The organism is Oceanicola sp. 22II-s10i, assembly GCF_002210105.1.
Lineage (GTDB): Bacteria > Pseudomonadota > Alphaproteobacteria > Rhodobacterales > Rhodobacteraceae > Pseudooceanicola.
Genome location: NZ_AQQU01000005.1, coordinates 233,656 through 254,581, shown reverse-complemented (window position 1 = coordinate 254,581; position 20,926 = coordinate 233,656). Strand labels below are relative to the sequence as shown.

The window sequence follows — 20,926 nt, the reverse complement described above, 5'->3', positions numbered from 1 at the left end:
GGGGTTGAACCGCAAACGCGATCCATGCGAGGCGCGCGCCCCGACGCAACCCAAGCAACGGAGGGAGTGATGACCCTGACCATCCGCCACAACCGGGAGCGCGATCTGCAGCCGCTCTCGCACCTGCTGACCGACAGCGAGGAGCTGGCCCTCGTCAACCCGAACGCGGGCCACCCGTTCGATCCGCTGGAATGGCGCGAGAAGTGGCTGGGCGATCTGCATGACGAGAGTTTCTACATCCTCGATGCCGGAGGGCGCGAAGTGGGTTTCTTTGCCCTGCGGGTCGGGGCGGGCCCGGAAATCCGGCACCTGACCTATGTCTACGTCGCTGAAGAAGCGCGCGGCGGCGCGGGGGCCGAACTGGCCGGCTTCGTCGAACGCGCGGCCCGCGATCTGGGGGCGCTGACGATCACGCTGAAATGCGAGCTGGACAACGGCCCCGCGCTGAACGCCTATCTCTCGGCCGGGTACGAGGAGATGTCGCGCCGCGACGGGACGGCGACGATGCGGCTGGACCTGGACTGAGGGGACGGGCCCGCACCGGCCCGATCCCCGCCAAAATGCCGCCGTTCTTGCGGGCTATCCGCCATGCATGACCACGCGCAATTTAGTCAATCTGCAATCATTCAGATCCCGGCGGCGGCGTCGCCGTGCTTTGCATGCGGTTATCGCCCTGGCCATACCGGTTGCCGCAGCTTTTCTGGTGAGGGATCTGCCGCCGCTTGACCTCGACAGGGTGCTGAGACGCGTCGTGCCGGACAGCGTGCAGCCGCAGCAGCCGTCGCGGGCGCGTGGCGAGACGCTGAAGGGCCGGGTGACGCATGTCCGGGACGGCGACACGATCGAGGTGTCGGGCGTTCCGGTCCGTATCGCCAACCTGGACTGCGCCGAACGCGACACCCCGGCCGGGCGTGCGGCCACCCGCCGGATGCGGGCGCTTGTCGGGGGCGGTGAGCTGAATTGCAGGCTCGAAGGCCGCCGGTCGTGGGATCGCGAGGTCGGCACATGCGCTCTGGCGGACGGGCGGGATATCGGCGAGATGCTGATCGCGGACCGCACCTGCGCGCGCTGGCGGGGCTGAGCGCCCTTGTCATCCGCGCCGCTGTCGGGAAACCTGCGGCGCGGTGAAGGGGAGATGCGGATGTTCGGGAAGCTGACGGAGGCGGGGTTCGATCTGGCGGTGACGAACCATGCCTCGGCCATCCTGACCCATGATTTCTCGGAAGAGGCGGCGCGGCTGGTCGATATCCTGTCGGACTTCCGCATCTCGATGGCCGAATTGATCGGCGGCGGCGGCGGCGAGAGCGGGCAGACGCAGCGGCTGCGGCGCGCGCTGCACGGGGCGGGGTGGGGCAAGCACAGCTTTCACGTGCAGACGATCGTCGACGGGATCGAGCGAGAGGGGATCAGCCACGAGGTCGATCACGTGCGCTTCGCCGGTGCGGGGACGCTGGCGCTGGAGGTGGAGTGGAACAACAAGGACCCGTTCTTTGACCGCGATCTGGAGAATTTCCAGCGGCTGCATGCGCTGTCGGCGATTTCGGTCGGGGTGATCGTGACGCGGGGGGCCTCCATGCAGGACGGGTTCCGGGACAGGATCACGGCCTGGCTCAGGGATCACGACCTGTCGTCGGAGGGCGATCTGGAACGGCTCGGGATCGGGGACCGCACCGCGCGGCAGAAGGCGCGGGTGGCGGGGCAGGTGAGCCGGGGGGTGCCGTTTCACGAGGCCTTCGCTTCGTTCTTCGTGCAGGACAAGTTCGGGCCCTCGACGACGCACTGGACCAAGCTGGAGGACCGGGTGCGGCGCGGGGTGGGCAACCCCTGTCCGCTGGTGCTGATCGGGCTGCCGATGTCGGCTTTGTCGGATGCGCCGCCGGAGGGGCCGCGGGAGGATTTGCTGATCTGACGCGGGTTTGATCTGACGGAATGCCGCCTGCGGCGGCATGTGCCTTTCGGTGCGTTTCAGGGGCGCTGCCCCTCTTGCGCCTGCGGCGCAATTCACCCCGAAGTATTTGTAACCAGAAGAAGCAGGGGGGCGTTATTCCGCGGCGAGCGAGGAATTGTAGGCGTAGGTCTTCCAGCCGGGCTTGTAATCGGCGTCGGCCTGATTGCCCCAGACGGTCCAGTTCTCGCGCACACCGCGGCCGAAGAGTTCCAGGTAGGGACCCCAGGAGCAGCTTTCGATCAGGTCGTATTGCTCGTCCGGCTTGCGGGAATGTTCGCGCTTGCGGGTCTGCAGCATGTTGACCTGGCGGCGGCCGGCGTCGAGCGTGCGGGCGTTCTTGCCGCGGGTGCCGAACAGCAGCAGCTCGGTCACGTTGCGGAAGTAGAAGCCGACGCCGCGCCCGTCGGAGCCGCCGTCCTTGCGGATCTTGTGCCAGACGATGTTGGACTTGTATTCGAAACCCCAGGCCGAGAGCACCTGAAGCCCCTCGGGCAGGAGCGCGTTCGGAACCCACATGTAGCAATGCGCGCGATCGGCGAGGTGCTGTTCCACCGGCAGGGCGCAGATCTCGTCGAGCGTCATGGTCGGGTAGCGGCTGAGGCGCTTGTGTTCCGGGGCCACCTTGCCGGTGCGGTTGGTGAATCGCCACGGCGGATCGGCCATGACGGTGCCGAACCGGGCGCCATCGAGGAAATTCAGCAGGTCTTGCGAGGGTGAACCGGACATATCCAACATATAGCGCGCGCCGTCGCGGGGTGTCTATCGAAGTGTTTGGAACATAGCGTGAACGAGTCCGGTTAATCAAGCGTTGATGCCGGGGCGGTCAGGCGGCGTCCTCGTCGGCGGTCATCAACTGGGCGAGCAGGGCGGTCTTGAGGTCCTTTTCCAGCTCGTTCGCGCGGGCGATGTATTCCTCGTTCTTTGCGGTCGGGATGTCGGGATCCCAGAGCTCGGCCAGTTCGCGCATCGTGTGGCGGTCGTGGTGGTAGAACGTGGTTTCCGCCTCGGACGCCTCGTATTCGGTCAGGCCGATGTTCTCGAGCACGTAGCGCCCGGCACGGAGCGAGCTGTCGAACATCTCGCGCACGATGTCGTCCGCCCCGGCGCGGTAGAGCCGGTAGACATGGGTCCGGTCGCGTGCGCGGGCGACGATGTGCAGGTCGGGGCGCTGCTTGCGGGCATATTCGACGAGGCGGGTCACGTCGTTGGCATTGTCCATCGCGGCGACCAGCACGCGGGCCTTGTCCAGCCCCGCAGCGCGCAGGATGTCGGGGCGGGTGGGGTCGCCGAAATACCCCTTCATCCCGAAGCGGCGCATGATGTCGATCGTCTCGGGGTCGTGGTCCAGCACGACCGTGTTGAAGCCCGAGGACACGACCAGCCGGTTCACAACCTGGCCGAAGCGGCCGATGCCGGCGATGATGACCGGCCCGTCCTCGTCGATCTCGTCGGGTTCGGGCGTGGGCCCGCCCTCGGTCATGCGGCGCGACAGCAGGTCGTAGAGAATGAAGCCCAGCGGGGTCAGCAACATGGTGACGGCGATGGCCAGCAGGACGGTTTCGCTGATCCCCGGCGGCAGCACACCGGTCTGGCGCGAGAATGAGACGAGGACGAAGCCGAACTCCCCCGCCTGCGCGAGGGCGAGGGTGAAGAGGATCAGGTTCCGGCCCCTGAGCTTGAAGACCTGGCCGAGGGCGAAGAGGATCACGCCCTTGATCAGCATGATCGCGAGGGCAAGGCCGAGGATGGTGGCGGGGTCGCGGGTGAGCACCTCGAAGTCGATCCCCGCCCCGACGGTGATGAAGAAGAGCCCCAGCAGAAGTCCCTTGAAGGGCTCGATGTCGGTTTCCAGCTCGTGCCGGAATTCGCTGTTCGCCAGCACGACGCCGGCGAGGAAGGTGCCGAGCGCGGGCGAGAGGCCGACCAGCATCATCAGGAAGGCGATGCCCACCACGATCAGCAACGCCAGCGCGGTATACATCTCGCGCAGGCGAGCGGCGTGGATGTAGCGGAACACGGGCCGCGTCAGGTAGACGCCGGCGAGGATCACGATGGCCACCGCGGCGAGGGTGACGAGGGTGACGCCCCAGCCCGGCAGCCCCTCGACGATGGACATGGAGCTGTGTCCCGCCTCCTCGGCGTGACCGATGGAGCCGTCGGGCTGCAGCGCATGGCTGTTCGACAGGGCCAGCAGCGGCAGCAGCGCGAGGATCGGGATCACCGCGATGTCCTGCGTCAGCAGGACGGAGAAGGCGGACCGCCCCCCGTGGGTCTGCATCAGCCCCTTTTCGCTGAGCGTCTGCAGCACGATGGCAGTCGATGACAGCGCAAAGATCAGGCCGATGGCGAGCCCGGTCCGCCAGTCCATGCCGAAGGCGATGGCGGCCCCCATGATGACCAGTGTCGTCACGGTCACCTGAAGCCCGCCGAGGCCGATCAGCCGGTGTCGCATGTTCCACAGCGCGCGCGGTTCCAGCTCCAGCCCGATCAGGAAGAGCATCATCACCACGCCGAATTCGGCGAAGTGCTGGAGGTCCTCGGTCTCCTGCCCCACGAGGCCAAGGGCGGGGCCGATCGCGATCCCGGCGAGCAGATAGCCCAGCACCGAGCCGAGGCCGAGCCGAGCCGCGATCGGGACGGCGATCACCGCCGCCAGCAGGTAGATTGATGCCTGAAAGAGAAAGCCGTCCATATGTGCCCGTATTTGCGCCCCGCCTGCGTCAGCCTATCACGCGGGGACGGGCATGCCAGCGTCGAGGGCACCGAAAACCCCGCCGGATGTGCGGTAATTCACACGGGCGCGGAAATCCCTTCGGCCAGTCGGTCCGCGACGGGCTTAAGCGCGGCGTAGAACACCGAGTGGATCGGTGTCGGCACGCCGAACCTCTCGCCCAGCCGGACCACGTCGCCGGAGAGGTATTCATGCTCCAGCGGCTTGCCGCGCCGCAGGTCGTCGAGCATCGAGGCATGCATTTCGTAGGGCAGCTGTTCGACGAAGGCCCAGTTGTGCGCGACCGTATCCTCGGGCAGGTCCGGGACGGCGGCGCGGCCGACGGCATAGGCCTCGGCGGTGGCGTCGTAGAACAGCTTGCGCGACACCGGGTTCTCGCGCAGCGGGCCGATGTCGAGCCGGGTCAGCGCGGTGATCGAGGCGAGCGTGGACTGGCCGACGAACTTGGACCAGAGCTCGTGCATGATGTTGGGCGAAACGATCGGCGTCGTCCCCGAGGCGGCCATCGCCTGGGCCAGCCGGTCGCAGCGGGCGGAACCGCCGCCGCCGGGTTCGCCGAAGATAAGCCGGTCGAGCATCGCGGTGTGGCGGATGACGCCGGGCTCCGCGATCTCGCCGGGGGTGCGGGCGACGCCGGGGACGACATGCCCCGCCCCGATCACCGCGCCGAGGCGCTCCCAGGCCGAGATACCGTTCTGGCAGGTGACGACCATCGTTTCGGGCCCGACCATCGGGCGGATCGCCTGTGCCGCCGTTTCCACGTCGCCGTTCTTGACCATGAACATGACAACGTCGCAGACACCGACCTCGGCCGGGTCGCCGGTGGCGCGGATGTCGGGCAGATGCGCGTCGCCCTTTGGGCTGAGGATGCGCAGGCCGTTCGCCTGCATCGCGGCCAGATGCGCCCCGCGTGCGATCATCCAGACCTCGTGCCCGTCCGCCGCCAGCCTGCCGCCGAACAGCCCGCCAAGCGCGCCTGCGCCCATCACACCGATCTTCATCCCTTTGCCCTCCTGCCGCGCGGCCCCTCACATCGGCAGCGGCGCGTCTTCCTTGAACTGGTCCATCACGATCTGGCTCTGCACCCGCGTGACCGCCCGGTGCGGCAGCAGAACCTCGTGGATCAGTCTGTGCAGGGCACGCAGGTCGGCGCAATAGACCCGTAGCAGATAATCCGCCTCGCCGGTCAGGGTCCATGCGCTGACAATCTCGGGCCGGGTGGAGACGAGCCGCGCGAACTCGCGGCTCTGTTCGGGGCCGTGGGTGCCCAGCTGGACCTGCACGAAGGCCTGGATGGCCAGGCCGAGCCGCTCCGGATCGAGGCGCGCACGATAGCCCCGGATGATGCCGGTCTCCTCCAGCTTCTGCCGCCTGCGCCCGGCCTGGCTGGCCGAGAGGTTCAGCCGGTCGCCCAGATCCTGCGCGGTCAGGTGGGCGTCGGTCTGCAAGGCCGAAAGGAGTCGTTTGTCTGTCTCGTCGATCATGCGTGGTTTCCGCGTTTGGATGCCGGTTTGCGCGGGATTCCCGCGTCTCGGGCTCTATCCTGCCTCCAGAACGCGCGAATTTCCAGCGTGAACGGGCGTATCCTGATGCCAGACACCCAACACACAGGAGCAGACCATGGGACCCTTCCCCCACGACGCCCCGCAATCCACCATCACGCCCGAGAACCCCGCGGGGACCGACGGCTTCGAATTCGTCGAATTCGCGCATCCGGACCCCGAGGAACTGCGCACCCTGTTCGCCAAGATGGGCTACAAGAAGGTCGCCCGTCACCGCAGCAAGGATGTCGAGCTCTGGCAGCAGGGCGACATCACCTACATCGTGAATGCCGAGCCGGGCACCCACGCCGCCAGGTTCATCGAGGAACACGGCCCCTGCGCCCCCTCCATGGGCTGGCGCGTGGTCGACGCGCAGCACGCCTTCGACCACGCGGTCGCCAAGGGCGCGACACCCTATGAGGGTGACGGCAAGGTCATGGACGTGCCCGCCATCGTCGGCATCGGCGGCTCGCTGATCTACTTCATCGAGAACTACTACGACACCTCGCCCTACAACGAGGAATTCGAGTGGCTGGACCAGTCCAAGCCGCGCGGCGTGGGGTTCTACTACCTCGACCACCTGACCCACAACGTCCACAAGGGCAACATGGACACGTGGTTCCGGTTCTACGGCGACCTCTTCAACTTCCGCGAGATCCGCTTCTTCGACATCCAGGGCAAGTTCACCGGCCTCTATTCCCGCGCCCTGACCTCGCCCTGCGGTCGCATCCGGATCCCGATCAACGAGGACCGGGGCGAGGAGGGGCAGATCGTCGCCTACCTCAAGAAGTACAACGGCGAGGGCATTCAGCACATCGCGGTCGGGGCCGAGGACATCTACGCCGCCACCGACGCGATTGCCGAGAACGGCATCAAGTACATGCCCGGCCCGCCCGACGCTTATTACGAGATGAGCAAGGACCGCGTGCAGGGTCACGAGGAACCGATCGAGCGGATGAAAAAGCACGGCATCCTGATCGACGGCGAAGGCGTCGTGGACGGGGGCGAGACGAAGATCCTGCTGCAGATCTTCTCCAAGACCGTGATCGGGCCGATCTTCTTCGAATTCATCCAGCGCAAGGGCGACGACGGTTTCGGCGAGGGCAACTTCAAGGCGCTCTTCGAATCCATCGAGGCCGAACAGATCGCCAACGGAGAGATCGCCGCCGAATAGGGCGAACGGTCCCGTCTTCTTCTGGTCCAAAATACTTTCGGGGGGAACCGGACCTTCAGGTCCGGTGGGGGGCAGACAGCCCCCCTCTTTCGTCGGGGGCCCGCGTTACTGACGGGTCAGCGCACCTCAGGCCGCCGCGACACAAGCTGTCGGGGCGTTGCCCGTGATATCCCCGAAAGGTCAACCGGACCTTTCGCCTGCCGCCTTTGGCGTCAGGTCCGGGAAATCACCCCTTCGGCATGGTCAGTGTGAGGTTGCGGCCGCCCTTGGTGTAACGCAACTCGCCGTCGCCGATGGCCGACACGCGGCCGCCGTCGATGGCGTCGCCCACCTTCACCTTGCGATAGCGGCCATCCGACAGGCGCACCAGGGCACGGCGGCTGGAGGGCTGGCCGTAGACCCCGATAAGGTTGATCCGGTTCAGGTCGATCGCGTTGCGGATCGTCGCGGTCCGTGTGACCGAGGCGCTGGACGGGATGTTCGGCTGGACGGTCTGGCGCGGCGCGACCACCGCCACGGGCTGGATTGCCGCGGCCTGTGCGGCCGACACGGTTGCCGCGAAATTGCCCGGCCGGGCCGAGGGCCGGCGCGACGTGGCGATGGCCAGATCGGTGCCGGTGTCCGCCGCATCCTCCTGCGCCTCGGCTTCGGCCTGGGCCTCGGCCTGCTGGCGCGCCTCGGACAGGGCGGGACGCAGCCGGGGCCGCAGCGTCGCCAGTTCCGTCCGGGTGTAGCCGCCGAGGGTCGAGCGTTCGTTGCGTTCGGCCAGGTTGCCGGGCCGCAGGCGCGGGCGTTTCTGTGCCAGCGCGGCCACCTGCACCGGGGCGTCGTCACTCTGCGCCTCGGCGGGTCGCAGGGGCGGGCGGCGGGCGGGCTCTCCGGCAAATACGGTCACGCCGTCCGGGCTGACGGCGCCGTCCGGGGTGGCACGGACAAATCCTCGGTCGTCCAGGTCGAACACCGTCCCGGCGGGCGCGGGGTTCGCCTGGGTGCCGAGCCGCCGGTCGGTCCGTTCGCCCTCACCGAGCGGCAGGGCCACGGCGTCGACCGCGGTGATCGCGGGGTCGATCGAGGCGATGTAGAGATCGTCGAGCGACTCGCCCCGCGGGGCGGGCGGCTCGTAGGGGGCGCTCTGCCAGACGCCGGTGGCCGCATAGCGCGCCTCGGCCTCGGGGTCCGGCGCCTCGACCGCGGGGGGCAGGGCGCGGGGCGCTTCCTCGGGCACGCGCTGGCGCAGGGGCTGGGGCCTGACGCCGGCGTCCGGCATCAGGCGGCGCGGCAGGGCGGGCTCGGTCGGGTCGACGCGCGCCATCTGCAGGTCGCCGTCCTCTTCCTCTCCGTCCGTTCCGATCTCAAGCGCGGTCTCGCGCATGGTGTCGTCGCGGCCGAGCAGCCCGGCGAGGTCATCGCTCATGAAGACCGAGGCCCAGGCCGCGACACCGGCGAGGAACAGGATCAGCAGCGCGGTCAGCAGCAGGCCCAGGTAGCGCGGCCGGTCGATGACCTGCGACGGCCGCGCGCCGAATACTGTCATTCGCGCCGCTTCGGCTTCGCGGACAATGCGGTCGTCGCTGGGCCCGCGCCGGGCCGCGAGCTGTGCCTTCAGCGCGGCGGCGGCCTTGCCGACCGTGGCCTCGGGCAGCGGCGCGGTTTCCGGCGCTTCGGGCTCGGGCTCCGCATCGGTAGACCGGCGGCGGATGCGCGCCAGCAGCCCGCCTGTGGCCTTTGCCGCGGGTCGCGCGGGTTTCGGTTTCGGCTGCGGTTTCGGCTGCGGCTTGCCGCGCCGTTCGGCGATCCGCCGGACCACGCTGTGGGTCGATTCACCGGGACCGTCGTCGTCGGCCCCGTCTTCGAAGACTTCATTGCTGCGGGTCGGGGCCGAGCTGCGTGCGGTGAACGGCTCCGGCGCGGGCGGGGTCGGCGCGGCGTTTCGCTCCGGGGCGGGCGTCGCGGTCGCAACGGCCGGTGCCGGTGGCTGATCCGGTTGCGGCGTCAGGCGGCGCAGTGGCGGTTCGGACCGGCCGGCGTGGTCATCCGCGGCAGGGGGTGTCTGACCGCCCGGGCGGTCGGGCGCGGTGTCGCGGCTGGCCCCGGCCAAAGGCGGTGCCCCGGTGCCCGGATCGCGCAGCGCGCGGATGCTGGCGAAGGACGGCGCACGTTCGCCACCCTCCCGCGCGGCGCCAAGCCGCGGCACGAAGCGCGCGTCCGGCAGCGGACGCGACCGGTCCTCGGCGGGCGACGGCGGGCGCGAAATGGCGGGATCGCGGCGCGAGCCGAAGACGGGCATCGGCTGGGCCGGTGCCGGATCGGTCGAGGGCCCTGTGGCGGAGGGGGCCGACGGCGGCGTGGCGGCAGGTGCCGGAGTGGCCCGGCGCGAACCGAACGCGGGCATCGGCGGGATCTCGTCGTCCGCATCCTTCGTATCGGGCGGGGCAGCGACTTGCGGGTCCGCCGTCGCCGGCGGAGCGGCTGACACGGGGGCCGCCGGGATGGCGTCCGCGGGATCGGAGGGGGCCGTGTCCTCGGGCGCCGCGTCCTGCGGCGCGGGGTCCGGCACCGCGGGCGTCTCATCCGGGATGGTGGCGCGACCGACCGGCCGCAGGACCAGCAGGTCACGTTCAACCGATTCGCCGGGCGCCAGGATGTCCCCGGCCATCCGCGTCACGCCGAAATAGGGCTCGCCCGCGAAATCGGCACGGTCGGGCAGGGCGGCGAAACTGACCGGCACGAAGCCGTGATCGGCGGCAAAGCTTTCCGCCTCTTCCAGCGTTTCATACGCGACGGCGGCGATCTGGGTCGTGTCGCCCGAGACGGTGAACGTGTAGTTCAGCTCTTCCAGCTCGTAGGGCGTCGCCCCGTCCAGCGCCGCCTCGACCACCGCGCGGCGCTGCGCCTCGCCGACTCCGCCGGTGTCGATGGTCATGTAGCGGATCTGGTCGTTCGGCACGATCAGCTTGCAGCGCATCGGCGCCGGATCGAGCCGCCGCGCCTGTTCGCGCAGGTCCGCCAAAGCGCCGGACAGGTCCGCCGAATCGAGCGGCACCTCGCCCACCACCAGCCAGCCCGGAGTCCCCCTGTGATACAGGGTGATCCCGTCCATGGAGAGGGATAGCGCGAAGTTCGGTTTCATACGGGCCGGCTGCTGCTTGTGGGGACTCGCCCATATGGGCACGCCTCTTTAGGCGCACATCATATAGCACGAGAACCCCGAGGAAAAGGAAAACGCCGGGCGGGTTGCCGCCGCCCGGGACACCTTGGCGTTATCGCGACCGTTAGCCGGCCGCCTGTTTCAGCGCCTGATCGAGGTCCGCGATCAGGTCGTCGGCATCCTCGATCCCGATCGACACGCGCACCACGTCCGGACCCGCGCCCGCCGCCGTCTGCTGCTCGGGCGTCAGCTGGCGGTGCGTGGTCGAGGCGGAGTGGATCACCAGCGACCGCGTATCGCCGAGGTTCGCCACATGGCTGAACAGGTCGAGCGCGTTCACCAGCTTGACGCAGGCGTCGTAGCCCGCCTTGAGCCGGAAGGTGAAGAGACCGCCCGCGCCCTTGGGGCAGATGCGCGGCACGCGGTCAGCATAGCGCGAGGATTTCAGCCCGGCATAGGTCACTTCGGCCACCGCCGGATGGGTCTCCAGCCACTCGGCCACCTTGATCGCGTTGACGACGTGGCGCTCCATCCTCAGCGACAGGGTCTCGATCCCCATAAGGGTGTAGTGGGCGGCCTGCGGGTTCATCGTCATCCCGAGGTCACGCAGCCCGATGGCGATGGAGTGGAAGGTGAAGGACAGCGGGCCGAAGGTCTCGTGGAACTTGAGCCCGTGATAGGCGGGTTCCGGCTCGCTCAGCGAGGGGAACTTGCCCGAGGCGGTCCAGTCGAACTTGCCCGAGTCGACGATCACGCCGCCGGTGACGGTGCCGTTGCCGGTCAGGTACTTGGTGGCGGAATGCACCACCAGCGTCGCGCCGTGTTCGATGGGGCGGCAGAGGTAGGGCGTCGCGCTGGTGTTGTCGACGATCAGCGGCAGGCCCGCCTTGTCCGCGACTCCCGCGATAGCGTCCAGATCGGTGATGTAGCCGCCGGGGTTGGCGATGGATTCGCAGAACACCGCGCGGGTGTTGTCGTCGATGGCCGCCGCCACCGCGTCGAGGTCGTCGAAATCGACGAACTTGGCCGACCAGCCGAAGCGTTTGATCGTCTGGCTGAACTGCGTGATCGTCCCGCCGTATAGCCGCGAGGAGGCGACCACGTTGCAGCCCGGCCCCATCAGCGGGAACAGCGCCATGATCTGCGCCGCGTGCCCGGACGAGCAGCAGACGGCGCCCTGTCCACCCTCGAGCGTCGCGACGCGCTCGGCCAGAACGGCGACGGTCGGGTTGGTCAGGCGGGAATAGATGTAGCCCACTTCCTGCAGGTTGAAGAGTGCGGCAGCATGGTCCGCGTCGCGGAACACGTAGGCCGTGGTCTGGTAGATCGGGGTCTGGCGCGCGCCGGTCGCCGGGTCGGGGCGGGCGCCTGCATGCACTTGCAGGGTGTCGAATCCGTAGGTCATCGGGTGTCCTCTCCTTGTCCTCTGCGCCATGCCTAAGCGATCCGCTACCCCTGCGGCAACTCCCTGAGCGGCGGTGCCCGTCTTGCCATTCCCCGGTCGCGGGGCCAGTGTGCCGCCGTTCACCCGTCACCGACCGGAGAGTTCCGATGGACCTGCGCCCCTTCCACTTCGCCTTTCACGTCACCGATCTGGACGAGGCGCGCGCGTTCTACGGCGGCGTCCTCGGCGGCGAGGAGGGGCGGTCGACCGAGACATGGGTGGATTTCGGCCTGTTCGGGCATCAGCTCTCCCTGCATCTGGGCGAACCCTTCCCGAACGCGGCGACCGGCAAGGTCGGCGATCACATGGTGCCGATGCCGCATTTCGGCTTCGTCCTGCTGCTGGACGAATGGAAGGCGCTGGCCGAGCGGCTGAAGGCGGCAGGCGTGGCCTTCGTGCTGGAACCGCAGGTGCGGTTCGAGGGTCAGCCGGGCGAGCAGTGGACGATGTTCTTCCGCGACCCCTCGGGCAATCCGATCGAGGTCAAGGGCTTCCGCGACATGGCGGGCGTGCTGGCGCACTGACCCCTAGCGGGGCGCACGCGCCACGTCGTCCACCGTCTTGAGGCCCAGCAGGATCGCGGCGACGATCATCGCCGCCCCGCCGATGCGGTCGATCCAAAGCCGGGCGGGGGCCGCCATGCGGTCCGCCAGCCAGTGCGCCGCGCCGCCGTAGGCCAGCAGGAACGCGCCGTCGAGCGCGATGTAGGTCGCCGACAGGATCAGGAACTGCGGCCAGAACGGCAGGTCCGCCGCGATGAACTGCGGGAACAGGGCGGCAAAGAACACCACTGCCTTGGGATTGGCCGCCGAGGTGATGAACCCCTGCATCCACAGGCTGCGCAGGCTGGCGCGGGGGCGGGCCGCCTGTTCGCGCCCCGGACGCGCCAGCCACAGCTTGCGGGCGCCCAGCCACAGCAGATAGGCGACGCCCGCCAGCTTGATTGCCGTCAACGCGTGTTCGACCGCCAGCACCAGCGCGGCGAGGCCGAAGCCCGCGGCCAGCATCTGGAACAGGTTCGCGGTCAGGTCGCCCGCCGCCGTCATGCTGGAGCGTTTCAGCCCGTTGGACAGGCTGTTCGACAGCATCAGCAGGTGACTGGGGCCCGGCGTGATCATCAGAAGCAGCACGGTCGCGACATAGATCAGCCAGGTGTCGAGTGGCATCAGGGCCTCCGCCATCGGGGTCTCGGCCAGCTGAGCCTAGGCGGGCACCGGAGACCCGGCAAGCGCGATCAGTGGCTGACGGCACCCGAGAACAGGTTCACCACCAGCACGCCCGCCACAATCAACCCCATGCCGATCAGCGCGGGCGGGTCCAGCCGCTGGCCCTGCCAGAGCCACGCCACAAGCGCGATCAGCACGACGCCCAGCCCCGACCAGATCGCATAGACCACGCCGGTCGGCATCACCCGCATGACCACCGCCAGCAGCCCGAGGGCCACGGCATAGCCGATGGCCGAAACGACAATCGGTCCGGTCCGCGTCAGGCCGTTGGACAGCGACAGGGCGGTGGTCGCGATCACCTCGGACGCGATGGCAATGGCAAGCAGCAGATAGGCGAGGGGCAGGGACATCGGGATTCTCCTGAACGACTGCCGCCTTCTTCTCTGTCCGCGCGGCGGGCGCAATGCACAGACGTCATGTTCCGCTGTTCGCGGATCAGAGACGGAGCGTTCCCGTTAACGTGTCCAACATAGGATGGATGTATGTTGAAGCGGTGTCGGTTTCGACATACATTGCACCTATGTTGAATCCATGGAGTCGCCGAAATGGCCAAGGACGTCCTCGATCAAGAAACCAAGGTTAAGAAACCCGCCCGCGCCGGCCGGGGTGGCAAGGGCGCGCGGGCGGACAAGCCCGCCGGCGCCAGGGCGAAAGTCGCCGCGCCCAAGGTCAAGCCCGAGGCGGATGCCGATGTGGCCGAAAAGGCTGCCAAGAAGGGCGGCAAGGGCCCTGCCGATTTCCTCGAAACCGCCGTCCGCGTCGCCGCCCGCAAGGCCGCCCGCGACGAGGGGCTCGAGATGAACCACTTCCTGCAGAAAGCGGTCGAATCCTACCTGCTCGCCGCCAATGCCTTCGAGCCCGAGCTCAAGGACCGCATCACCGCCAAGCGCGAGATCATCGACACCGCCGTCGCAAAGGCGCGCGAGATCGACGCGGAAGGCGGCTTTGACGAGCATTTCATGCTGACCGTCATGCGCGCCCTGACCACCGACGCCCGGACCCGCTCGGTTTACGAGGCCGCCATCGGCGGTGCCGTGGACGACACGGCAGCCCCGCGCAGGGCGGGCGTCAACCAGCAGCTGGCCCGCGTCATCAAGGCCGCGGTCAATGCCAAGGCGCAGCGCAAGGGCAAGGGCAAGGGCAAGGGCCAGCTGGCCCGTGTGCAGGTCTCGGGCGAGGTCATCACCTCGTACACCCTGCTGGAAAAGCCCAAGGCCTGACCCGTCAAGGCCTGAGCCGTTTCCCTCCGGCCAGGACGAACCGCCCGCCGACATCCGGCGGGCGTTTTCGTCCGTGTCGCCGGATCAGCGCAACCAGTAGCCTTCGCGCTTGAGCTGGTTGCGGATCGCCTGTTCGCGCCGGGGCAGGTTGTCCCGGTCGAACAGCGCGCGCGCCTTCTCGCCCCGGTTCTGGTAGACCATGCGCTTGATCGGCTCGTACTGCTTCAGCGCCTTCTTGATCCGGTTGGGCGCCGTGACCTCCTCCAGCACCGCGACCGCCGCATCGCTTTCCCGCGCGTAGAGCAGCGGCAGCACGCGGTAGTGGCAGGACACGCTGCCGTCCAGCAGCCCCGCGGGCAGGGTTTCCCGCCCGCCGCCCAGCTTGTGGATCACCAGCGGCAGCGCGACCTGGTCCAGCCATGGATCGAGCGACTGGCACACCAGTTCCCTGGGCGCGTCATGGCGGATCGCCAGAGCGTAGTCGAGGAAGGTCTGGCCGAAGACACGCGGGCATTCGTAAAAGAAGAACCCCGCGTTGAAATACAGGTAGCGCTGCCAGTATTCGTCCGGCTGCGACAGGTCGAGCGAGCTGTCGTAGTCCAGCCCGAACTTGTCGTAGAGCGATTTCCAGATCGCGCCGTAGCCGGGCCCGTAAAGCTCGATCTTGGGCCACGTCCCCTCGCGCCGCATCGACGCGGTCGGGCGCGCGAAATCGAACGGGACCTCGCTGATCTCGCCGGTGATTAGCGTGTCGGTGTCGAAGAACACGAACGGTTCGCCCTCGGGCAGGGCCAGCAGGCCCTCGATCTTGTTGCCGTAGGGGTAGGACTTGCCGAAATGCCGGCTCTCGAAGGGCACGAACTCGGCCCCCAGCTCGGTCAGCAGGGTGCGGATCTCGGTGTTGTGGACGCCGGGGTTGCCATCCCAGAGCGGGCCGGGCTGCGGCTCCATCAGCAGCAGGCGGCCGGAGAAACCGGGGCTCTTCTCGCGCAGCGAGGCGGCAAAGATCAGCGCCTCGTATTGCAGCCGCCCCGACTGGACGACCACCGCGATGTTGAAAGGTTGGCTTTTGGGCGTGCCCCTTGCCATAGTGAGAACGGTCCGATGCTGAAATTACCTGGGCCGAGACATATCGAATTCACCGCCCTACGGACAGAACGGCGGGCCATATTTTGCCGACCGGGTGCCTTGTCGCCACAGGTTGCCGGACAGACAGGAGATTTCCGATGCTCACATGGATCCTCATCATGATCGCGGTGGCGTTCAACAGTGGCGCTGCGCCGGAAATGGCGGCGGAGGCACCGGTGACGGGGCCGGTCTACGAGGCGGAGCCGCAGGAGCCGACGGGCAAGTTCACCACCGCCGCCGAGATCAAGCAGATCATGACGCTGACCAAGGCCAACTGGATCGCGGTGCGGGAATACGACGGTCAGGATCTGGTCTACATCACGCAGATCCTGTCCTGGCGGTGCGGTCTTGTCGGGCTGCATTTCTCAGTCAACGGCGCGCCGCTGGAGCCGTGGGTCATGCCCGCCTGTCACGAAGGCACCGCCGCGCCGAACGCGATCACGGCGGATGACGGGCCCATTTACCGCACCTTCCCGCTGGGATCGGTGCAGAGCGTGTCGGTCGAGATCGTCTATGACGACCTGACCCGCGACAGCGCGGATTACGAGCGCAGCGCGGTGCTGATGCCCTGATCCGCCCCGCCGTGCGCGTCGAAATGGGCGCACATGGTGTCGAACAGCGCCTTGCGGACCTCCGGCGTGTCCATCATCACCTCGTGCTCGCCCGTCTCGACCAGTTCCAGGCGGCCGTTCGGCCAGCTTTCCATCCGCCGATGCACCGCCGGGACGTCGACGATCTTTTCGCGGGTGCCCAGGAAGGTGATGCAGGGATAGTCCGGCGCGGGCATCTGCGCCATCTCGGCGGTTTCCTTCAGCGCCTCGTGCAGCCAGCCGAGCGTCGGGCCCGCCAGCGCATATTCCGGGTGCGCGATGGTCTGGCGCCGCATGTAGTCGTACATCTCGGGATCGTTCGTCAGGCGATTGCCCTCGAACGGTTCGATCATCACATAGGCGTCCCGGACGGTGCCGGGGGCGTAGAGCTTGCCGAGCCCCATCCGCGTGCCCGCGGACGACAGCAACCGCGCGATTGTCCGGGTGGGTTCGCTCAGCGCGATGCCCCACATCGGGCCGGTGAAGGCGGCGGAGGCGACCGGCATGCCGTCGTAGAGGGACCGCAGGCCGATACAGCCGCCCATCGAGTGGCCCAGCAGGTGCCAGGGTTTCGGCAGCCGCCACATCTCGGCCGCGGCCAGCGCGCCCGCGACGTCCAGCTGGTAGTCCGAGAACCTGCCGACATGTCCCTGCAGGGGATTGTCCGTCATCCGGTCGCCGAACCCCTGTCCGCGCCAGTCGACGGCCAGCGTGGCATAGCCGCGCGCCGCGAAGTCGCCTGCGGCCCGGCCGTATTTCTCGATGTATTCGGTGCGGCCGGGGAACAGCAGAACCGTCCCCCGTGCCGCCGCCGCGTCGTCCAGCGGCCAAGCGCCAACCCGGATCCGCACGCCGTCGGCGGTGTGCACCCACACCGCCTTGCCGCCCGCCGGTCCGTCGTCGATGTCGGACCAGAACGGGGCCTCTTCGATTCTCAGCGTCAAGCGATCAGGCCAGTGCCGATCCGAGGGCCATCGCCTTGCCCATGTCGCCATCCACGGAGAGCTTGCCGGTCATGAAGGCCGTCGTGGGGTTCAGGTCGCCCGACAGCAGGCTCATGAAAGTGTCGCGATCGGCGGTCAGGGTGACGTCCGCATCCTCGTCCGCGACCCGCGCACCGGAGGAATCGACCATGATCGCGCCTTCGCCCTCGACCATGAATTTCGCCACGCCGTCAAAGCCGCCGCCGAGTTTCTCGTTCAGCTTTTCCGCCGCTGCGTTCAAATCTTCGCTCATTTCCGCCTTCCTCACTGAAATTTGCCGGAACGGGGCTTACATGCCTAATCCGGCAGGCTACACTGGAATAGTTATGGGCGTGGTTAATCACATTTACAAAACTGCCGTCGCGGCACTGGCTTCCCTGGTTCTGGTGACCGGGGGCGCGCTGGCGCAGGACGACTCGAACGCTTCCCTTCTAGACCGATTGAAGGGCGCCGATCCAGCCGATGCCAAGCGCATCGAGCGGGAAATCAGGATGGAGTGGGCGAAATCCGGCTCTCCGGCGATGGACCTGCTGCTGAAACGGGGCAGGGACGCACTGGAAGCGGGCGATGTGGACGTCGCCATCGGGCACCTGTCCGCGCTGACCGACCATGCGCCGGACTTTGCCGAAGGCTGGCACACCCGCGCGATGGTCTTCTTCCGGACCGAGGAATTCGGGCTGGCGCTCTACGATCTGGAGCAGACACTGGCCCTGAACCCCCAGCACTACGCCGCGATCTACGGGCTCGGCGTGGTGATGGAGAGCCTCGACAAGACCGACGAGGCGTTCCGGCTGTACGAGATGGTGCTCGACATCAATCCAAACCACGAGGAAGCGAAAGCGGCGGTCGAACGGCTCAGGACCCGCGTAAGCGGCACCGACATCTGAGGACCTGATGACAGCGCTGGCCGACCGGGGCAGGATCGCAGCGGTCCTCGGCCCCACCAACACCGGCAAGACGACCTACGCGATCGAGCGGATGCTGGGCCACCGCACGGGCGTCATCGGCCTGCCGCTGCGCCTGCTGGCGCGCGAGGTCTATGACCGCATCGTCGCCCTGCGCGGACCCTCGGTGGTGGCGCTGGTCACGGGCGAGGAGCGGATCGTCCCGCCCCGCACGCAATACTGGGTCTGCACGGTCGAGGCGATGCCCGAAGGGATGGGCGCGGATTTCCTGGCCATCGACGAAATCCAGCTCTGCGCCGATCCCGAGCGCGGCCATGTCTTCACCGACCGCCTGCTGCGCTCGCGCGGGCTGCACGAGACGCTGTTCCTCGGATCGGACACCATGCGGCCCGCCATCGCGGCGCTTGTGCCCAAGGTGCAGTTCATGCGGCGCGAGCGGATGTCCAGGCTGACCTATGCCGGGTCCAAGAAGATCAGCCGCATGCCGCCGCGCTCTGCCATCGTCGGGTTCTCGGTGGAAAACGTCTATGCCATCGCCGAACTGATCCGCCGCCAGAAGGGCGGGGCGGCGGTGGTGATGGGCGCGCTCAGCCCGCGCACCCGGAACGCGCAGGTGGAACTCTACCAGAGCGGCGATGTCGACTACCTCGTCGCCACCGATGCGATCGGGATGGGGCTGAACCTCGACATCGACCATGTCGCCTTTTCCGCCACGACGAAATTCGACGGCCGCCGGATGCGCCACCTCGCCCCCAACGAACTGGCCCAGATCGCGGGCCGGGCCGGGCGCGGGATGACCGACGGCACCTTCGGCGTGACCGGCGAGGCCGCGCCGCTGGAGGAGGAGGTCGTCGAGGCAATCGAGGACCACAGCTTTACCCCGCAGCGCAAGCTTCAGTGGCGGAATTCCGCCCTGAACTTCGGCTCCGTCGCCGGGCTTATCGCCTCGCTCGAGGCCGGGAACGACGACCCGAACCTCGTCCGCGCCCGCGAGGCGGACGACCTGATGGCGCTCAAATCCATGGCGGAGGCGCCCGAGGTTCAGGCGCGCACGACCAACGCGGCGGCGGTCAAGCTGCTCTGGGACGTCTGCCGGGTGCCGGATTTCCGGGGAATCAGCCATAATGAACATGCGGGCCTGCTGGAACGTCTGTTCGGCTTCCTGCATCAGGACGGATGCATCCCGGACGAATGGCTGGCCAGCCAGATCCGCCGCATCGACCGCGTGGATGGCGATATTGATGCCATTTCCAAGCGGCTCGCGTATATTCGGACCTGGACCTATGTTGCGCAGCGATCCGCTTGGGTCAGGGACGAAAGCCATTGGCGCGGCGAGACACGCGCTGTAGAAGACCGCCTGTCGGACGCTCTCCATGACCGTCTGACGCAGAGATTTGTCGACCGCCGCACCTCGGTGCTCCTGCGGCGTTTGAAGCAGAAGGAGGCCCTGGTGGCCGAAGTGAACGACAAGGGTGAAGTGACGGTCGAAGGCGAATTCGTCGGCCGTCTTGAAGGTTTCCGGTTCCGGCAGGACAAGTCCGCCGAAGGGCAGGAGGCGAAAGCGGTGGCGCAGGCCAGCGCGCAGGCGCTCGCGCCGCATTTCCACCTCAGGGCCGACCGGTTCTACAACGCGCCCGATACCGAGATCGACTTTACCGAACAGGGCGGCCTGATGTGGGGCACCGACGCGGTCGGCAAGCTGACTGCCGGGGCCGATCCGCTCAAGCCGCAGGTCGTGGCCTTCGTCGACGAGACGGCGGGCCCGGACGTGATGCAGAAGGTCCAGCGCCGCCTGCAGCATTTCATCGACCGCAAGATCGCGGCGCTGTTCGAGCCGCTTCTGGCGATGAGCCGGGACGAGGCGATGCAGGGCCTCGCCCGCGGCTTTGCCTTCCGTCTGGTCGAGGCGCTTGGTGTCATTCCGCGCGCCGACGTGGCCGATGATGTGAAGTCGCTGGATCAGGACGCCCGTGGCGCGCTGCGCAAGCATGGCGTCCGGTTCGGGCAGTTCACCGTCTTCATGCCGCTGCTGCTCAAGCCGGCGCCGACCCGTCTGCGGCTGGTGCTGTGGTCGCTGGCGCGCGGTCTGGACGAATTCCCCGAAGCGCCGCCGCCGGGTCTGGTGACGGTTCCCGCCGCCAAGGACGCGCCCGAGGGCTATCACGCGATGGCTGGCTACCGCGAGGCGGGCGAGCGGGCGATCCGCATCGACATGCTGGAACGGCTGGCCGACATGCTGCGGTCCGAGAACTCCCGTGCGGGGTTCGAGGCCAAGGCGGACATGCTGTCGATCACCGGCATGACGCTCGACCAGTTCGCCGACCTGATGCAGGGGCTGGGCTACAACGCCGAGAAGGGCGAGCGGGCGAAGGTGAAGGCCGAGCCTGCCGCCGCCCCGGCGCCCGAGGCTGAAAGCGTGGAAGCGGCATCCGAAGCGGCCGTGGCCGAGAGCTCGGCCGACGCGGATACCCCGGCGGAAGAGCCTGCCGCCGAGCCTGTGGTGGACGCCGCCGAGGCGCCCGAGCAAGCGGGCGAAGAGGCCCCCGTGGCGGAAGCGGCGAATGCGCCTGCGGAGCCTGCTGAGATGGAGGTGTTCTACACCTTCACCTGGGGCCGTCAGCGCCAGCAGGGCAGCGGGCGTCCGCGGCAGGACAGGGGCGAGCGCGGCGAGCGCGGCAAGGGCCGTGGCGAGGGCCAGAAGGCGCGTGGCGATCGTCCCGAGGGCAAGGGACGCGGTCCCAAGGGCAAGCCGCAGGGCAAGGGTCCGCGCCGCGAGCAGGGGGCCAAGACCTTCTCCTCCGCGCCCAAGAAATCGGGCAAGGACCGGATCGACCCGGACAACCCCTTCGCGGCGGCACTGATGGCGCTCAGGGACAAGTCCTGAGGCC

Annotated in this window: 20 protein-coding genes; 9 read left to right on the top strand and 11 right to left on the bottom strand. The window is 68.0% G+C overall.

Going from position 1 to position 20,926, the window contains the following annotated elements; all coding sequences use genetic code 11:
• Positions 1-66: 66 nt before the first annotated feature.
• The 3 genes from ATO6_RS14690 (at position 67) to ATO6_RS14680 (ending at position 1,909) form a co-directional block, all read left to right on the top strand.
• Positions 67-525 carry a GNAT family N-acetyltransferase gene (locus ATO6_RS14690; protein ID WP_088624764.1) on the top strand — a complete coding sequence of 153 codons (459 nt, stop codon included), beginning with the start codon at positions 67-69 and terminating at the stop codon, positions 523-525.
• Positions 526-703: 178 nt separating this feature from the next.
• Positions 704-1,081: a thermonuclease family protein gene (locus tag ATO6_RS14685; RefSeq protein ID WP_141102008.1), complete on the top strand. Its 378-nt coding sequence runs from the start codon at positions 704-706 to the stop codon at positions 1,079-1,081.
• A 60-nt stretch (positions 1,082-1,141) separates the two neighbouring features.
• Positions 1,142-1,909, top strand: coding sequence for a BglII/BstYI family type II restriction endonuclease (locus tag ATO6_RS14680; RefSeq protein ID WP_088624762.1), 768 nt, complete (start codon positions 1,142-1,144; stop codon positions 1,907-1,909).
• A gap of 132 nt (positions 1,910-2,041) precedes the next feature.
• On the opposite strand, the gene ATO6_RS14675 is transcribed toward ATO6_RS14680, so the two are convergent.
• From ATO6_RS14675 to ATO6_RS14660, 4 genes are all read right to left on the bottom strand, one after another.
• Positions 2,042-2,674 (bottom strand): MT-A70 family methyltransferase, encoded by a 633-nt coding sequence (locus ATO6_RS14675; protein WP_088624872.1) that lies wholly within the window; start codon positions 2,672-2,674, stop codon positions 2,042-2,044.
• A 97-nt stretch (positions 2,675-2,771) separates the two neighbouring features.
• Complete coding sequence (locus ATO6_RS14670; protein WP_088624761.1) at positions 2,772-4,640, bottom strand: monovalent cation:proton antiporter-2 (CPA2) family protein; 1,869 nt, start codon at positions 4,638-4,640, stop codon at positions 2,772-2,774.
• 98 nt (positions 4,641-4,738) lie between these two features.
• The gene (locus tag ATO6_RS14665) at positions 4,739-5,680 is read right to left on the bottom strand and encodes a ketopantoate reductase family protein (RefSeq protein ID WP_088624760.1); all 942 of its coding nucleotides are present in this window, start codon (positions 5,678-5,680) and stop codon (positions 4,739-4,741) included.
• A 27-nt stretch (positions 5,681-5,707) separates the two neighbouring features.
• The gene (locus ATO6_RS14660; RefSeq protein WP_088624759.1) at positions 5,708-6,163 is read right to left on the bottom strand and encodes an Lrp/AsnC family transcriptional regulator; all 456 of its coding nucleotides are present in this window, start codon (positions 6,161-6,163) and stop codon (positions 5,708-5,710) included.
• Positions 6,164-6,299: 136 nt separating this feature from the next.
• Here ATO6_RS14660 and hppD point away from each other — a divergent pair, with 136 nt between their 5' ends.
• Positions 6,300-7,394, top strand: coding sequence for a 4-hydroxyphenylpyruvate dioxygenase (gene hppD, locus ATO6_RS14655; protein WP_088624758.1), 1,095 nt, complete (start codon positions 6,300-6,302; stop codon positions 7,392-7,394).
• 226 nt (positions 7,395-7,620) lie between these two features.
• Here hppD and ATO6_RS14650 read toward each other — a convergent pair whose 3' ends face one another.
• Positions 7,621-10,524, bottom strand: coding sequence for a hypothetical protein (locus ATO6_RS14650; protein WP_088624757.1), 2,904 nt, complete (start codon positions 10,522-10,524; stop codon positions 7,621-7,623).
• 142 nt (positions 10,525-10,666) lie between these two features.
• Positions 10,667-11,947, bottom strand: a complete 1,281-nt coding sequence (locus ATO6_RS14645; RefSeq protein WP_088624756.1) for an O-acetylhomoserine aminocarboxypropyltransferase/cysteine synthase family protein — start codon at positions 11,945-11,947, stop codon at positions 10,667-10,669.
• A 146-nt stretch (positions 11,948-12,093) separates the two neighbouring features.
• Here ATO6_RS14645 and ATO6_RS14640 point away from each other — a divergent pair, with 146 nt between their 5' ends.
• Positions 12,094-12,510, top strand: coding sequence for a VOC family protein (locus ATO6_RS14640; protein ID WP_088624755.1), 417 nt, complete (start codon positions 12,094-12,096; stop codon positions 12,508-12,510).
• A gap of 3 nt (positions 12,511-12,513) precedes the next feature.
• Here ATO6_RS14640 and ATO6_RS14635 read toward each other — a convergent pair whose 3' ends face one another.
• The gene (locus ATO6_RS14635) at positions 12,514-13,152 is read right to left on the bottom strand and encodes a LysE family translocator (RefSeq protein WP_088624871.1); all 639 of its coding nucleotides are present in this window, start codon (positions 13,150-13,152) and stop codon (positions 12,514-12,516) included.
• 68 nt (positions 13,153-13,220) lie between these two features.
• The gene (locus tag ATO6_RS14630) at positions 13,221-13,562 is read right to left on the bottom strand and encodes a multidrug efflux SMR transporter (protein WP_088624754.1); all 342 of its coding nucleotides are present in this window, start codon (positions 13,560-13,562) and stop codon (positions 13,221-13,223) included.
• A 195-nt stretch (positions 13,563-13,757) separates the two neighbouring features.
• On the opposite strand from ATO6_RS14630, the gene ATO6_RS14625 reads away from it, so the two are divergent.
• Positions 13,758-14,432 (top strand): hypothetical protein, encoded by a 675-nt coding sequence (locus tag ATO6_RS14625; protein ID WP_088624753.1) that lies wholly within the window; start codon positions 13,758-13,760, stop codon positions 14,430-14,432.
• Positions 14,433-14,516: 84 nt separating this feature from the next.
• Here the strand turns inward: ATO6_RS14625 and ATO6_RS14620 are convergent, their stop codons facing one another.
• Positions 14,517-15,521: a hypothetical protein gene (locus ATO6_RS14620; protein ID WP_088624752.1), complete on the bottom strand. Its 1,005-nt coding sequence runs from the start codon at positions 15,519-15,521 to the stop codon at positions 14,517-14,519.
• A 137-nt stretch (positions 15,522-15,658) separates the two neighbouring features.
• On the opposite strand from ATO6_RS14620, the gene ATO6_RS14615 reads away from it, so the two are divergent.
• The gene (locus tag ATO6_RS14615) at positions 15,659-16,132 is read left to right on the top strand and encodes a hypothetical protein (protein WP_254919159.1); all 474 of its coding nucleotides are present in this window, start codon (positions 15,659-15,661) and stop codon (positions 16,130-16,132) included.
• Here ATO6_RS14615 and ATO6_RS14610 read toward each other — a convergent pair.
• On the bottom strand, positions 16,102-17,094 hold the full coding sequence (locus ATO6_RS14610) for an alpha/beta hydrolase (RefSeq protein ID WP_254919158.1): 993 nt from the start codon (positions 17,092-17,094) through the stop codon (positions 16,102-16,104). The genes ATO6_RS14615 and ATO6_RS14610 overlap by 31 nt on opposite strands.
• A 4-nt stretch (positions 17,095-17,098) precedes the next feature.
• A complete protein-coding gene (locus ATO6_RS14605) occupies positions 17,099-17,386 on the bottom strand; it encodes an SCP2 sterol-binding domain-containing protein (RefSeq protein WP_088624750.1) in 288 nt (95 codons plus the stop codon).
• Positions 17,387-17,465: 79 nt separating this feature from the next.
• On the opposite strand from ATO6_RS14605, the gene ATO6_RS14600 reads away from it, so the two are divergent.
• Together ATO6_RS14600 and ATO6_RS14595 are read left to right on the top strand one after the other, a co-directional pair.
• Positions 17,466-18,020, top strand: a complete 555-nt coding sequence (locus ATO6_RS14600; RefSeq protein WP_369597070.1) for a tetratricopeptide repeat protein — start codon at positions 17,466-17,468, stop codon at positions 18,018-18,020.
• A 7-nt stretch (positions 18,021-18,027) separates the two neighbouring features.
• The gene (locus tag ATO6_RS14595) at positions 18,028-20,922 is read left to right on the top strand and encodes a helicase-related protein (RefSeq protein WP_088624748.1); all 2,895 of its coding nucleotides are present in this window, start codon (positions 18,028-18,030) and stop codon (positions 20,920-20,922) included.
• Positions 20,923-20,926: the final 4 nt, after the last annotated feature.

Bases quoted from the DNA above. Each gene is read 5' to 3' on its own strand.
- ATO6_RS14680 (WP_088624762.1), top strand. From the start codon at position 1,142: ATGTTCGGGAAGCTGACGGAGGCGGGGTTCGATCTGGCGGTGACGAAC.
- ATO6_RS14675 (WP_088624872.1), bottom strand. From the start codon at position 2,674: ATGTCCGGTTCACCCTCGCAAGACCTGCTGAATTTCCTCGATGGCGCC.
- ATO6_RS14670 (WP_088624761.1), bottom strand. From the start codon at position 4,640: ATGGACGGCTTTCTCTTTCAGGCATCAATCTACCTGCTGGCGGCGGTG.
- ATO6_RS14665 (WP_088624760.1), bottom strand. From the start codon at position 5,680: ATGAAGATCGGTGTGATGGGCGCAGGCGCGCTTGGCGGGCTGTTCGGC.
- ATO6_RS14660 (WP_088624759.1), bottom strand. From the start codon at position 6,163: ATGATCGACGAGACAGACAAACGACTCCTTTCGGCCTTGCAGACCGAC.
- hppD (WP_088624758.1), top strand. From the start codon at position 6,300: ATGGGACCCTTCCCCCACGACGCCCCGCAATCCACCATCACGCCCGAG.
- ATO6_RS14650 (WP_088624757.1), bottom strand. From the start codon at position 10,524: ATGAAACCGAACTTCGCGCTATCCCTCTCCATGGACGGGATCACCCTG.
- ATO6_RS14645 (WP_088624756.1), bottom strand. From the start codon at position 11,947: ATGACCTACGGATTCGACACCCTGCAAGTGCATGCAGGCGCCCGCCCC.
- ATO6_RS14640 (WP_088624755.1), top strand. From the start codon at position 12,094: ATGGACCTGCGCCCCTTCCACTTCGCCTTTCACGTCACCGATCTGGAC.
- ATO6_RS14635 (WP_088624871.1), bottom strand. From the start codon at position 13,152: ATGCCACTCGACACCTGGCTGATCTATGTCGCGACCGTGCTGCTTCTG.
- ATO6_RS14630 (WP_088624754.1), bottom strand. From the start codon at position 13,562: ATGTCCCTGCCCCTCGCCTATCTGCTGCTTGCCATTGCCATCGCGTCC.
- ATO6_RS14625 (WP_088624753.1), top strand. From the start codon at position 13,758: ATGGCCAAGGACGTCCTCGATCAAGAAACCAAGGTTAAGAAACCCGCC.
- ATO6_RS14620 (WP_088624752.1), bottom strand. From the start codon at position 15,521: ATGGCAAGGGGCACGCCCAAAAGCCAACCTTTCAACATCGCGGTGGTC.
- ATO6_RS14615 (WP_254919159.1), top strand. From the start codon at position 15,659: ATGCTCACATGGATCCTCATCATGATCGCGGTGGCGTTCAACAGTGGC.
- ATO6_RS14605 (WP_088624750.1), bottom strand. From the start codon at position 17,386: ATGAGCGAAGATTTGAACGCAGCGGCGGAAAAGCTGAACGAGAAACTC.
- ATO6_RS14595 (WP_088624748.1), top strand. From the start codon at position 18,028: ATGACAGCGCTGGCCGACCGGGGCAGGATCGCAGCGGTCCTCGGCCCC.